The organism is Saccharothrix luteola, assembly GCF_020859565.1.
Taxonomy (GTDB): Bacteria; Actinomycetota; Actinomycetes; order Mycobacteriales; family Pseudonocardiaceae; genus Actinosynnema; species Actinosynnema luteola.
In genome coordinates, this window is the sequence record NZ_JAJHUO010000007.1 from 53066 (window position 1) to 65741 (window position 12676).

Consider the following 12676-nt stretch of genomic DNA (forward strand, 5'->3'; position numbering starts at 1 on the left):
TCATCGTCGGCGGCGGGGTGATGGGCGTGAGCGCGGCGTTCCACCTGGCCGAAGCCGGTGTGCGGGACGTGGTGCTGGTGGAGCGGGAAGCGCTCGGCTCCGGGTCGACGGCCAAGGCGGCGGGCGGGGTGCGGGCCCAGTTCTCCGACGAGGTGAACATCCGGCTGGGCGCGCGGAGCCTGGAGGCGTTCGCGCGGTTCCGGACCAGGCCGGGCCAGGAGATCGACCTGCGCCGCGTCGGCTACCTGTTCCTGCTGTCCGAGCCGGAGCACGTCGCGGCCTTCGAGCGGAACGTGGTGGCGCAGAACGCGTTGGGCGTGCCGAGCCGGATGCTGGACGTCGCGCAGGCGCGCAGGCTGTCGCCGTTGATCTCGACCGACGGGCTGCTCGCCGCCGCCTACTCCCCCGACGACGGCCACTGCACGCCCGAGTCGGTGGTCCTGGGTTACGCGACGGCCGCCCGGCGGCTGGGCGCGCGGCTGCTGACCGGCACGACCGTGACGGGGATCGCGACGTCCGGCGGCGAGATCCGCGCCGTGTCGACCGATCGGGGCGTGATCGCGACCGGCGCGGTGATCTGCGCGGCGGGCGCGTGGTCGGCCGGGGTCGGCGCTCTCGCGGGGGTCGACCTGCCGGTGACGCCGCTGCGCCGGCAGCTCGTGATCACCGGGCCGGTGCCGGGGTTGCCGCCCGTGGTGCCGTTCACGATCGACTTCGCCAGCACGTTCTACTTCCACCGCGAGGGCCCCGGGCTGCTGATGGGCCTGTCGGATCCCGCGCAGGAGCCCGGTTTCCACCTCGACCGGTCCGACGAGTGGCTGCCCCGGCTCGCCGAGGCGATCGGCAGGCGCGCGCCCTCGTTGCTGGACGTCGGCGTGACCGGCGGGTGGGCCGGGCTGTACGAGGTGACGCCGGACCACAACGCGCTGATCGGCGAGTCGCGCGAGGTGAGCCGTTTCCTCTACGCCACGGGGTTCTCCGGGCACGGGTTCCTCCAGGGGCCCGCGGTCGGCGAGGTGCTGCGCGACCTGGTGCTGGGTCGCACGCCGGTGGTGGACGTGTCCGCGCTGGACGTCTCGCGGTTCGCCGCGGGGCTCCGGCCCGAGCTGAACATCGTGTGAGGGTGACGTGGGCGCGTTGGACGGAGTGGTCATCGCGGACTTCGGGCGGGTGCTGGCCGCGCCGTACGCCACGATGGTGCTGGGCGACCTGGGCGCCGAGGTGGTCAAGGTGGAGCACCCGCGTGGCGACGAGACGCGGGCGTGGGGCCCGCCGCACGCCCGCGGCGAGGCCACGTACTTCCTCTCGGTGAACCGGAACAAGCGGTCACGGGTGCTCGACCTGGCCACGGCGGAGGGCCGGGCGGCGGCACGGGAGCTGGCGCTGGGCGCGGACGTGCTGGTGGAGAACTTCCGGCCGGGCACGATGCGGAAGTTCGGCCTCGACCACGAGACGCTGTCGCGGGCGCACCCCCGCCTCGTCTACTGCTCGGTGACGGGGTTCGGCGCGGGCCGCGGCGCGGACCTGCCGGGGTACGACCTGCTGGTGCAGGCGGTCGGCGGGCTGATGAGCGTGACCGGCGCGGACGAGCCGACCAAGGTCGGTGTCGCGTTGGTGGACGTGCTGACCGGGGTGCACGCGGCGGTGGGGATCCTCGCCGCGCTGCGGCACCGCGACGCGACCGGCGAGGGCCAGCTGGTGGAGGTCGACCTGTTGTCCGTGCTCCTGTCGAGCATGGTCAACCAGAGCGCGGGGTACGCGCTGGCGGGCGTCGTGCCCGGTCTGCTGGGCAACCGGCACCCGTCGATCGCGCCCTACGAGGTGTTCCCGACGGCCGACCGGCCGGTGGCGCTGGCCGTGGGCAACGACCGGCAGTTCACCCGGCTGTGCGACGCGCTGGGGTTGCCGGCCGACCCGCGGTTCGCCACGAACGAGCTGCGGGTCGCGCACGTGGACGCGTTGGCCGAGCTGCTGGCCGGGCGGTTGCGGACGCGGCCGGCGGCGCACTGGTTCGCGGTGCTGACGCCGCTCGGCGTGCCGTGCGGGCCGGTGAACGACCTGGCCGGCGCGTTCGCGCTGGCCGAGTCGCTCGGCCTCCGGCCCACCGCGACCGTCGACGGGCTGGAGCTGGTGTCGAACCCGATCCGGATGTCCGCCACGCCGCCGACCTACCGGCTGCCGCCGCCGGGGCTCGGTGATGACGCGAGCGGGTGAACGGGCGTGCGCCGTTCGGCGGCGGCTGATTGGATCAACGCCCATGCGCCACCTGGTAGCGGTGCTCGCCGCGCTCGTGCTGTCCGTGTCCGCCGCGCCCGCCTTCGCCGCGCCCGCCGCCCCGGTGCGCGCCGAGCTCGACTTCACCGGCGCCGTGTCGTTGCAGGGGTGCTCGGGCGCGGTGGTCCGGCCGCCCGAGCACCGGCCGTCGGACCCGGCGCTGGTGATGACGAACGGGCACTGCGTGAAGTTCATGGAGCCCGAAGAGGTCATGGTCGACGTGCCCGCGGACCGGAAGTTCACGCTGCTCGACCGCTCCGGCGAGAGCTCGCTCGCCACGCTGCGCGCGTCCACGCTGGTCTACGCCACGATGCACCGCACCGACGTCGCGCTGTACAAGCTCACGTCCACCTACGGCGAGCTCGAGGCGTTGGGCGGCCGGGCGATGGAGCTGTCGGCGGAGCACCCCGCCGAGGGCATCGACATCGGCGTCGTGTCCGGTTACTGGCGGCAGGTCTACTCGTGCCGGTCGGACGGCTACGTGCACCAGCTGCGCGAAGGTCGCTGGACCTGGCTGGGCTCGATGCGCTACACCGCCGACTGCCGCACGAGGGGCGGCACGTCCGGCTCGCCCGTGGTGGACGTGGCCACCGGCAAGGTGGTGGCGGTCAACAACACCGGCAACGAGGACGGCGAGCGGTGCACGGACAACAACCCGTGCGAGGTCGACGAGAACGGTGAGGTGACCGTGCGCCAGGGCATCGGGTACGCGCAGCAGACCCACCAGATCGTGCCGTGCCTGACCGGGGACGGCCGGGTGGACCTGACCGCCCCCGGGTGCGGGCTGCCGCGTCCGGCTGCCTGGCGCCGGTCACCGCACTAGGGCTCGAACCGCTCGCCGGACAGGGCCGCGACCGCGGCCATCGGGTTGCCCAGGTGGTAGTGGTCCACGGCCAGGTAGGTCGGGGTCTTGCGGGCGGCGGGCTCGCAGAACCGGCGGGCCCGGTCGGCGAGCTTGCCGTTGTCGGTGGTCGCGGTGGCGGTGATCGGGACGTCCCGGAAGTGGTTCATCACGAACAGCGGCCGGAAGCCGGGCTCGGTGCGGGTGAGCGGCGTGCTCCAGCGGCTGGCGCAGGACCAGTCGGACGTGCCCAGGCCCGAGCCCATGGACCAGTAATTCTCCACCGTCCACTCCGACTGGTACATCACGCCGAACGTGTCGCGCTGCGGCGAGTCGCCCGAGCGGCCGTGGTCGGTGAAGATCATCAACCGCTTGTTCGTGGCGCGCAGCGCGTCGAGGGTCGGCCAGCCGTTCGTCCGCACGCCCGCCTGGTCCGGGCGGAACAGCAGGGCCGCCAGGCCGTCGACGCGGGCGAGCTCGGCGCGCAGCACCGCCGCGGGGACGTAGTCCTCCAGGAAGATCGTGACGAACTCGGTCGGGTTGCGCTCGAGGAAGTCCACGATCCGCCGCACGTCCACCCACAGCGCCACCGGGCGGCTGACGAACGTGCAGCTGTTGTGGCACAGGATCGCGCCGTCCGGCGTCTGGTGCACGTCGAGCTGGAACCCGCGCACACCGTCCCCGAGCTGCTGCTCGATGCCGCGGGCCTGGTTGGGCGCGAGGTTGACGAACGGCGGGGCGAAACCGCCGTCCACGCCGTTGGCGTAGGCGTTGTGCGCGGTGAGGAAGGTGACCTGGTCCAACCGCCGCTCGCCCTCCGGCGGGACGGGCACCCGTCGGGGTGACACCGGGGTGAGGTACCAGAGGTCGGCACCCGTGCCGATCCGCACCTGGTCCGTGCCGGCGGCGATCAGGTAGCGGTCGGCGCCGGGCACCTTGAGCCGGTGGCGATCACCGTCGGGCAGCACGTCCCACTGCGCGTCGGCGCTGTCGCAGGACGACATCACGGCCTGGTCGCCCTGACGGCCCAGGCACTGCGCGCCCTCGCGCAACGTGCGGCCGGCGAGGGTCCACTGCTGGCGGTCCTCGTCGCCCTTCGGCCGCCGTTGGAGCACGGACGTGCCGGAGACGCCGGCGTTCAGACCGGTGGTGACGCTTTGCAGGTAGTAGACGCCGTCGGCGGGTGCGGCGTGAGCGGTGAGCGGTGTCATCAGGGAGGCGACGAGCGTGGCGATCACGACTGATCGGGTGGCGCGCATCAAGAAGTCCTCTCGAAGGCTCCGCGGCGGCGGACGTTCCACAGGGTAAACGCGAAACCTCTTCACGTCAGCCCGTCCTACGCTGGTGCCATGACCGAACCCTGGGGCGACCCCGAGAAGATCCGCCGCGTCCTCGCCACCGGCGGGACCTGGGCCGTGGTGGGGCTGGCCGACCACCCGCACCGCGCCGCGCACGGCGTGGCGAAGTTCCTCCAGCAGCGCGGCAAGAGAATCGTGCCCGTGCACCCGGACGCGCCGACCGTGCACGGCGAGCGGGGCTACGCGACGCTGGCCGACATCCCGTTCCCGGTCGACGTGGTCGACGTGTTCCGCCGGTCCGAGGCGGCGGGCGCGTTCGCCGACGAGGCGGTGGCGATCGGCGCGAAGGCGGTGTGGTTCCAGCTCGACGTGGTGGACGAGGCGGCGTACGAGCGGGCCACGGCGGCGGGGCTGGACGTGGTCATGGACCGCTGCCCCGCCATCGAGTGGTCCCAGCACGGGCCGCGCTGATCACCGCCGGACCGCGGGGAACCCGTGCGCGCGGGCGGCGACGATCACCGTCAGGGCGGGCACGAGGAGCACCAGCGCGCTCCACGGCAACGAGCCCGCGCCGAGCCGGTCGAGCAGCAGGCCGCCCGCGACGCCGCCGCCCGCCATGGCCGCGTTCCACAACGTGACCAGCAGGGCCTGGGCGGAGTCCGCGGCCTCGCCGCCCGCGTCGCCGGCCGCCGTCGTGAGCAGCGTCGGCACACCGCCGAACCCCAGGCCCCACAACGCCACCGCGACGTAGACCAGGGGCGCGACGGCCAGGTCGGCGGCCAACGCGGTGACCGCGACGGCGAACAGCACGGCGGCGGCGATCATCAGGGCGCGCAGCCGGCGGTCGATGTGCGCGCCGACGACCCAGATGCCCGCCACCGACGCCACGCCGAACACCAGCAGCACCGCGTCGACCCGGTCGGCCAGGCCGAGCCGCGCCAGGTACGCGGCGATGTAGGTGTAGAGGATCGTGTGCGCGAGCACGAACACCAGCGTCACGGCCAGGACCGGCGCCACACCGGGCAGGGCGAGCGTCCGCGCGACCGGGATCCGGCCGCCGCGCGGCTGACCGGGCCGGTCCGGCACCACCGCCGCCACCCAGGCGATCAGCGCCACGGCCAGCGCCGTCATCGCCCAGAACGCGGCGCGCCAGCCGAGCGCGCCGCCGAGGAACGTGCCCGCGGGCACGCCGAGCGACAGCGCGACCGGGATGCCGGCCATGACCAGCGCGGTGGCCTTGCCGCGCAGGTGGTCGGGCGCGACGCGGCGGGCGTACCCGGCCAGCAGCGCCCACACCACGCCCGCGGCCACGCCGGCGACGAACCGGGCGGCCAGGGTGACCGGGAAGGCCGAGGACACGGCGGTGACGGTGTTGCCGACCGCGAACCCCGCCACCCCGGCCAGCAGCAAGCGCTTGCGCGGCCAGGTCGAGGTGGCGGCCGACAGCGGGATCGCCGCCGCCACCGTGCCGATCGCGTAGACGGTGACCAGCTGGCCGGTCGCGGACTCGCTCACGCCGAGGCCGGCGCTCATGCCGCGCAGCACGCCGGCGGGCAGGGCCTCGGTCAGGACGGTGATGAACGCGGCCGTGGCCAGCGCGAGCAGGGGCCGCAGCGGCAGCTTCCCGACCCCGGTCGGTGGCGCGGCGTCGTCACGAGCTGCGGTGTCGGGTCGAGTAGCGGTGTCGGGTCGGGTCGCGGTGAATCGCATACCGCATGGTCGGACCTGACACCGGTGTCACTTTCAATCCGCAGCGGCGTGAGCCGGCGCACACCCGCCGTCAGCGGGCCTGCCGGTGCGCGGTGACCTCGATCTCGATGCGCATCCTCGGGTCGGACAGGCCGCACTCCAGCATCGTCGCGGCCGGGCGCACCTCGCCGAACGCCGCGCGCAGCACCGGCCAGCACGGCTCGAAGTCCTCGGCGTCGGGCAGGTAGTACGTCACCCGCACCACGTCGGCGAAACCGCTCCCCGCCTCGGCCAGCGCCGCGCCGATGTTGGCCAGGCACTGCTCCGCCTGCGCCACCACGTCGTCGGAGATGGTCATGGTGGTGTAGTCGAAGCCGGTGGTGCCGGAGACGTGCACCCAGTCGCCGTCGACCACCGCTCGTGCGTAGCCGATCTGCTCTTCGAACGTGGAACCGGACAGGATCGCTCGCCTCATGGGATCAACCTATGTCGCGCCCGGCCGACCTCGAAGCGGTTTCCGCCCGGCGATAGCCGCCGTGCAGGGCCGGTCAGTAACCTGCGGGCCATGCCGGTCGTCGCGCTCAACGGGATCAACCTCAGCTACCACGTGGAGGGCGAGGGCGACCTCGTCGTGATGGTGATGGGCACCGGCAGCCCGGGTCGGGTGTGGCACGCGCACCAGGCGCCCGCGCTGCGGGAGGCCGGGTTCCGGGTGGCGACCCTCGACAACCGGGGCATCCCGCCGACGGACGAGTGCGCGTCCGGGATGGTGATCGAGGACCTGGTCGGCGACGTGGCGGCGTTGATCGAGTCGCTCGGGGGTCGGGCGCACGTGGTCGGCACGTCCATGGGCGCGCGGGTGACGCAGGAACTCGCGCTGGCCCGGCCGGACCTGGTGGGCAAGGCCGTGATGCTGGCGACCGCCGGCCGCAACGACCCCGTGCAGTCGGCGTTGTCGCACGGCGAACGCGCGCTGCACGACCAGGGGATCACGCTGCCCTCGCGGTACTACGCGGCGGTGAACGCGCTGCTGAACCTCTCGCCCGCGACCCTGCGCGACCCGGTCGGCGCGCGCGACTGGTTGGACGTGTTCGAGTTCACCGGGTCGTCGGTGAGCAAGGGCGTGCGGGCGCAGATGGAGATGAACGACTTCGACGACCGGCTCGACGCCTACCGCGCCATCACCGTGCCGTGCCTGGTGGTGGGCTTCGCCGACGACCGGGTCCTGCCCGCCCACCTGGCCCGCGAGGTGGCCGGGGCCATCCCGGGCGCGCGGTACGAGGAGGTGGCCGACGCGGGCCACTACGGGTTCCTCGAACAGCCCGCCGCGGTCAACCGGCTCCTGGTGGACTTCCTCAAGGGCTGAACCGCCGTCGTCCGGCGTCCGTTTGTGGAGTACGTGACCACGGATGGTGACCGGTCGACCACGGGAACTCGCCTACCCCCGCGTCGCGAACGCCGTTACCGTCGATCGCGACCTGGTGGGAGGCCCGATGGATGCGCGACGCGCCCGCTGGACCAGGCTGGGCCGCACCACCCGTCTGGTCGCCCTGGCCGCGGTCGGCGGTGTGACGTGCCTCGTGCTCGTCCCCGTCGCGATCAACGCCGCCACCGGCGGGTCGGCGCTGCCGGTGCTCGGCCCGCACGCGCGGTGGCTGTGGCCGGCGCTGGTCGTGCTGTCCGCGCTCACCGCGTGCCTCGCGGCGTGGGACCGGTTGAGCGCGCTGCTCGTGCGACGACGGCCGGCGCACCCCGCGAACCGCCGGGCGGCGCTGGACCGGGTCGAGCGGTTCGTGCGGGCGCGGGTGGACGGGTCGCTGGCCGAGCAGCTGCGGCTCAAGCTCGGTGTCGCACCCAGGGTCGGGCCGCGCCTGTCGACGCGCGTGCGCCACCCGGTGATCGTGGCCGGCGAGGCGGGCGCGGGCAAGACGACGTTGCTGCTGGAGCTGGCCGAGGCGTTGCTGGCGCGGGCCGCGCTCGACCCGGTCCGGCCGATACCGGTGGTCGTGGACCTCGGCGGGTGGCGGCGTGACGACGATTTCGGCGCGTGGCTGCTGCGCGTGCTCGCCGACCGGTACCGGATCGCGGCGCGGGTGGGGCGGGCGTGGCTGCGGGAGCGCAACCTCGTGCTGCTGTTCGACGGGTTGGACGAGCTGGCGCCCGCCGACCGGGTCGAGTGCCTGGCCTGGATCACCGCGCTGAACGTGCCGCAGGTCGTGCTGTGCACCGCGAGCGACGAGTACCAGCACCTGCCGCGGTACGACGTCGTCGAGGTGGAACCGTTGTCCCGCACCGTGGTGCAGGAGCTGATCGCCGCGTGCGGTCCGCGGCTGGACGGCCTGCACGACGAGCTGGAGAAGAACCCGGACCTGTGGGACGAGCTGCGCACGCCGCTCGCGTTCGGCCTGCTGGCGTTGGCCTACCGGGCCGGGCGGGCGGAGTACCGGGGCGTGCTGGACACCTACGTGGTGGAGTCGGCGGCACGGGGTGCGGCGCGTCCCGAGCGGACGGTGCGCGCGTTGCGGTTCCTGGCCCGCATCGCGCGGCGAAAGCGCGACCTGCTGGCGCGGGCGGCGTTGCCGCCGCGGCACGTGTGGCTGGACTTCATCGGCCCGGAGGCGGTGTGGCGGTTGTTCCGGCGGGCCGCGCCGGGCGCGTTGGCGGGCGCGGCGGCGTCGTCGTGCTTCGTGGTGGGCGTGCGGCTCGGCCTGGTGCCGGCCGCGGTCGCCGCCGTGGCCACGTTCTTCCTGCCGCACAGCGCTTTCCGGGTGACGCGCGGTGACCCGAGCCGGGGGAACGTCTGGGCGGCAACGGGTTTCGTCGCCGGCGCGGTGGTGACGGGCGGGGTGGCGGTGCTCGGCGGGGTGGTCGGCACGCAGGTCGCGCGGTGGCCCGCGCCGGTCGGGTACGGGCTGGTCGTCGTGGTCGCGCTGCTCGTCGCGTACGGCAACACCCGTGACCGGTACTGGGCCGTGGCGTGCGCGCTGGTGCCCGCCGGCGTGATGGTGGTGACGGGACCGTCGGCGGAGTTGTCGGCCGGGTTGGGCATCGGGCTCGGCACGGGCGCGCTGGCGGGCGCGTTCGTCGGCGGCCTGCGCGAGGTGTGGTCCGGTGTGCGGGTCCGGCCGGCCGTCGGCCTGCGCTGGCTGCCCGCGGCGGGCGCGGTCGGGGTGGGCCTCGCGGCGCTCGTGGGCGCGGACGTCGGGCTGTCGGCGTTGGGCGCGGTGACCGGGCTGCTGGTCGGGCTGGCCGTCACGCCGATCGCGAACCGGCCGTACCACCTGATCGCCGAGCTGCTCGCCCGGCCGCTCGCGCTGGACGAGTTCCCGTTGCGGCGCAAGGCGATCCTGCAGTCCGCGCGGGACCGGGTGCTGCTGGTGGACGAGCACCGGTTCCCGCACGACCTGGTCCGCGACCACCTCGCCGAGTGCGACCCGGTCGAGCTGGCGACGAGCGTCGAGCGCAGGCGCGCCGAGCTCAGCCCCACCGGGTCCGGCCCCACGGCTTGAACACCGACAGCACGGTGTTGAACGTGTAGAGCGCCAACGACACGCATGCCGCCGCCAGCACGTCACCACCCGCCGCGACGACCCCGTCCGCCGCCTCGTGCAGGCCCGAGCGCAGCGAGAACGTGGTGGCGACGACGGCGACGACGGTCAGCACGAACTTCACCAGCACCCACCGGTGCCGCACCAGGCCCCACTTCGTGCCGAGCGACAGCACCACGCCGGTCACCAGCGCGCCCAGCGCCAGCGGTAGCACGACGAGGTCGCCGAGCAGCTCCATCGCCTGGTAGAGCTGCGGCGCGTCGAACGCCGCGAGCGCCAGCACGAGCATCCCGATCGTGACGCCGAGCCAGCCCACGGACGTGATGACGTGCAGCAGCAGCCACGTCTTGCGCGCTTTCGGTTTCATGGCGCACAGCGTGGCGCTCACCCCGCCGTCACCGCGTCCGCCCGGTGGCGGCTCGCGCGCCTACGCCTGCCGACGTACCCAGTGCGCCGGGCGGGTCACGGACTTCGGCAGCTTCGTCGCCTCGTCGCCCCTGGCGGCGTCCACCTGGGCCTGGGTCAGGAAGAACGCGCCGGTCAGGTTCGCGCCGGACAGGTCGGCGCCGCGCAGGTCCGCGCCGATGAAGTCGACCAGCCGCAGGTCCGCGTTCGTCAGCTTGGCTCCGATGAGGTACGCGCCGCGCAGGTTGGACGCCCGGAGGTTGGCGCCCTTGAGGTCCTTGCCGATCAGGTCCGCGCCGCGGCGGTTCTTGCCCTTGTCCCGGGTCAGCTCGCTGGCGCGCAGCAGCAGGGCGTTCGCGCGCTCCCAGTGCGGTCCGACGTCCAGCGCCAGCAGCTCTTCAGGTGTGCCGGTGGTGAGGGCCTCGATCGTCTTCCTCAGCTCGCGCGCGGCGGGGTGCAGCTCGCGGGCCGGCTCCAGGTCCAGCGCCTCGGTCAGGTACCAGAGCAGTTCGTGCAGCTGCCGCATGACCGGGAACACGTCGAACATGGCGTTCGCCGACGCCGGGTCGTCACGCCAACTCGTGCCGCCGAACGTCACCTGCGCCACCTGCTGGCCCGCGCCGAAGCAGTCGTACACCGTGCAGCCGGTGAAACCCGTGTCCCGCAGGGTGGTGTGGGTGCCGCAGCGGAAGTCGTCGCGCAGGTTCGGGCACGGCGTGCGGGCGGGCTTGTCGATCGCGAAGTCGACCGACTTGGCGAAGGCCGGCACCACGCAGCACAGGGCGAAGCAGCGCGCGCAGTCGGCGCGGAGGTCGTTCATGCGCTCAACGTGTCCAGGATCTGCTGACCGTACTTGGCGAGCTTGTTCTCGCCGACGCCGCTGATCGCGCTCAGCTCGTCCAAGGTGGACGGGGTGGTCGCGGCGATCTGCCGCAGCGTGGCGTCGTTGAAGATGATGTAGGGCGGGACGCCCTGCTCCCTGGCCTGGGCGGTCCGCCAGGTGCGCAGCTTCTCGAACACCGGCGCGGCCTCGGCGGGCAGGTCCACCGGCGCGTTCTTGGCCGCCTTGGCGGTCTTGACCTTGGCCGCACGCTCCTTCTCACGCCGCATCATCACCTTGCGGCCCTGGTAGAGCACCTCGTCACTGGCGGGCGTGACGACGAGCGTGGAGTACTCGCCCTCGACCGCGAGCAGGCCCTGCGCCAGCAGTTGGCGGATCACGCCGCGCCAGCCGCTCTCGTTCAGCTCCGTGCCGATGCCGAAGACCTTCAGCTGGTCGTGGTCGTGCTGGATGACCTTCGCGGTCTTGCGGCCGAGGAGGATGTCGATCGTCTGGCCCGCGCCGAACTTCTGCCGCCGTTCGTTGCGCAGCCGCACCACGGTGGACAGCGCCTTCTGCGCGGCCACCGTGCCGTCCCACGTCTCCGGCGGCGCGAGGCAGGTGTCGCAGTTGCCGCACGGCGTGCCGGACTGGCCGAAGTAGTCGAGCAGCCGGACGCGGCGGCACTCGACCGTCTCGCAGAGCGCGAGCATCGCGTCCAGGTGGGCCATGAGCTTGCGGCGGTGCTGCTGGTCGCCCTCGGAGTCGTCGATCATCTTGCGCTGCTGCACGACGTCCTGCAGGCCGTAGGCCAGCCAGGCGGTGGACGGCAGCCCGTCGCGGCCCGCGCGGCCCGTCTCCTGGTAGTAGCCCTCGACGGACTTCGGCAGGTCGAGGTGGGCGACGAACCGGACGTCCGGCTTGTCGATGCCCATGCCGAAGGCGATGGTGGCGACCATCACCAGGCCGTCCTCGCGCAGGAAGCGGGACTGGTTGCGCGACCGGGTGCCCGAGTCGAGGCCCGCGTGGTAGGGCAGGGCCGGGATGCCGTTCTGGCTGAGGAACTCGGCGGTCTTCTCCACCGAGTTGCGCGAGAGGCAGTAGACGATGCCCGCGTCGCCCTCGTGCTCGGTGCGCAGCAGTTCCAGCAGCTGCTTCTTCGGCTCGTTCTTGGGCACGATGCGGTACTGGATGTTCGGGCGGTCGAAGCTGGCGACGAAGTGCTTCGCGTCACCGAGGTTGAGGCGTTCGGCGATCTCGGCGTGCGTGGCCGGCGTGGCGGTCGCCGTGAGCGCGATGCGAGGCACCTCCGGCCACCGCTCGTGCAGGTGCGAGAGCGCCAGGTACTCGGGCCGGAAGTCGTGGCCCCACTGGGAGACGCAGTGGGCCTCGTCGATGGCGAACAGCGCGATCCGGCCGCGCTCCAGCAGGCGGGTGGTCTGCTCGGTGCGCAGGCGTTCGGGGGCGAGGTAGAGCAGGTCCAGCTCGCCTGCCAGGAACTCGGCCTCGACCATCGAGCGCTCGTCGGGGAACTGGGTCGAGTTGAGGAACCCGGCGCGCACGCCGAGGTCGCGCAACGCGTCCACCTGGTCCTGCATCAGCGCGATCAGCGGCGACACCACCACCCCGGTGCCCTCGCGCACCAGGGAGGGGATCTGGTAGCACAAGGACTTCCCTCCCCCGGTGGGCATGAGCACCAACGCGTCCCCGCCGGCGACGACGTGGTCGACGATGTCCTGCTGCTCCCCGCGGAAGGACTCGTACCCGAAAATCCTTCGCAGCACCTCTTGCGAAGCCATCG

The 12676-nt window shown here is 73.2% G+C and carries 12 protein-coding genes; 6 read left to right on the forward strand and 6 right to left on the reverse strand.

Translation table 11 applies throughout. The features are described 5' to 3' along the window. Positions 1–20: 20 nt before the first annotated feature. From LNK82_RS11500 to LNK82_RS11510, 3 genes are read left to right on the forward strand one after another with little or no spacing between them, the layout of a single operon-like run. Positions 21–1121 carry an NAD(P)/FAD-dependent oxidoreductase gene (locus LNK82_RS11500; protein ID WP_230567168.1) on the forward strand — a complete coding sequence of 367 codons (1101 nt, stop codon included), beginning with the start codon at positions 21–23 and terminating at the stop codon, positions 1119–1121. Positions 1122–1128: 7 nt separating this feature from the next. Beyond that, positions 1129–2214, forward strand: coding sequence for a CaiB/BaiF CoA transferase family protein (locus LNK82_RS11505; RefSeq protein ID WP_230566932.1), 1086 nt, complete (start codon positions 1129–1131; stop codon positions 2212–2214). A gap of 43 nt (positions 2215–2257) precedes the next feature. Continuing rightward, a complete protein-coding gene (locus tag LNK82_RS11510; RefSeq protein WP_230566933.1) occupies positions 2258–3097 on the forward strand; it encodes a S1 family peptidase in 840 nt (279 codons plus the stop codon). Here LNK82_RS11510 and LNK82_RS11515 read toward each other — a convergent pair. Further along, positions 3094–4374 carry a PI-PLC domain-containing protein gene (locus LNK82_RS11515; protein ID WP_230566934.1) on the reverse strand — a complete coding sequence of 427 codons (1281 nt, stop codon included), beginning with the start codon at positions 4372–4374 and terminating at the stop codon, positions 3094–3096. The genes LNK82_RS11510 and LNK82_RS11515 overlap by 4 nt on opposite strands. Positions 4375–4464: 90 nt before the next feature. Here LNK82_RS11515 and LNK82_RS11520 point away from each other — a divergent pair, with 90 nt between their 5' ends. Beyond that, positions 4465–4884 (forward strand): CoA-binding protein, encoded by a 420-nt coding sequence (locus LNK82_RS11520; protein ID WP_230566935.1) that lies wholly within the window; start codon positions 4465–4467, stop codon positions 4882–4884. Here the strand turns inward: LNK82_RS11520 and LNK82_RS11525 are convergent, their stop codons facing one another. Then, the gene (locus LNK82_RS11525; protein WP_230566936.1) at positions 4885–6123 is read right to left on the reverse strand and encodes an MFS transporter; all 1239 of its coding nucleotides are present in this window, start codon (positions 6121–6123) and stop codon (positions 4885–4887) included. A gap of 70 nt (positions 6124–6193) precedes the next feature. Beyond that, a complete protein-coding gene (locus tag LNK82_RS11530) occupies positions 6194–6577 on the reverse strand; it encodes a RidA family protein (protein ID WP_230566937.1) in 384 nt (127 codons plus the stop codon). 90 nt (positions 6578–6667) lie between these two features. Here LNK82_RS11530 and LNK82_RS11535 point away from each other — a divergent pair, with 90 nt between their 5' ends. Continuing rightward, entirely contained in the window at positions 6668–7468 is an 801-nt protein-coding gene (locus LNK82_RS11535) for an alpha/beta fold hydrolase (protein WP_230566938.1), read from the forward strand. A 127-nt stretch (positions 7469–7595) separates the two neighbouring features. Further along, positions 7596–9611: an NACHT domain-containing protein gene (locus LNK82_RS11540; RefSeq protein ID WP_230566939.1), complete on the forward strand. Its 2016-nt coding sequence runs from the start codon at positions 7596–7598 to the stop codon at positions 9609–9611. Here the strand turns inward: LNK82_RS11540 and LNK82_RS11545 are convergent. Genes LNK82_RS11545 through recQ form a run of 3 tightly spaced genes read right to left on the reverse strand, consistent with a single transcriptional unit; the run spans position 9580 to position 12674 of the window. Then, positions 9580–10017, reverse strand: coding sequence for a hypothetical protein (locus LNK82_RS11545; protein WP_230566940.1), 438 nt, complete (start codon positions 10015–10017; stop codon positions 9580–9582). The two genes, LNK82_RS11540 and LNK82_RS11545, sit on opposite strands and share 32 nt — an antisense overlap. Before the next feature lie 60 nt (positions 10018–10077). Beyond that, the gene (locus tag LNK82_RS11550) at positions 10078–10875 is read right to left on the reverse strand and encodes a pentapeptide repeat-containing protein (RefSeq protein ID WP_230566941.1); all 798 of its coding nucleotides are present in this window, start codon (positions 10873–10875) and stop codon (positions 10078–10080) included. Further along, the gene (recQ, locus tag LNK82_RS11555) at positions 10872–12674 is read right to left on the reverse strand and encodes a DNA helicase RecQ (RefSeq protein WP_230566942.1); all 1803 of its coding nucleotides are present in this window, start codon (positions 12672–12674) and stop codon (positions 10872–10874) included. Before recQ ends, LNK82_RS11550 begins: the two co-directional genes overlap by 4 nt. Between the last annotated feature and the right edge of the window lie 2 nt (positions 12675–12676).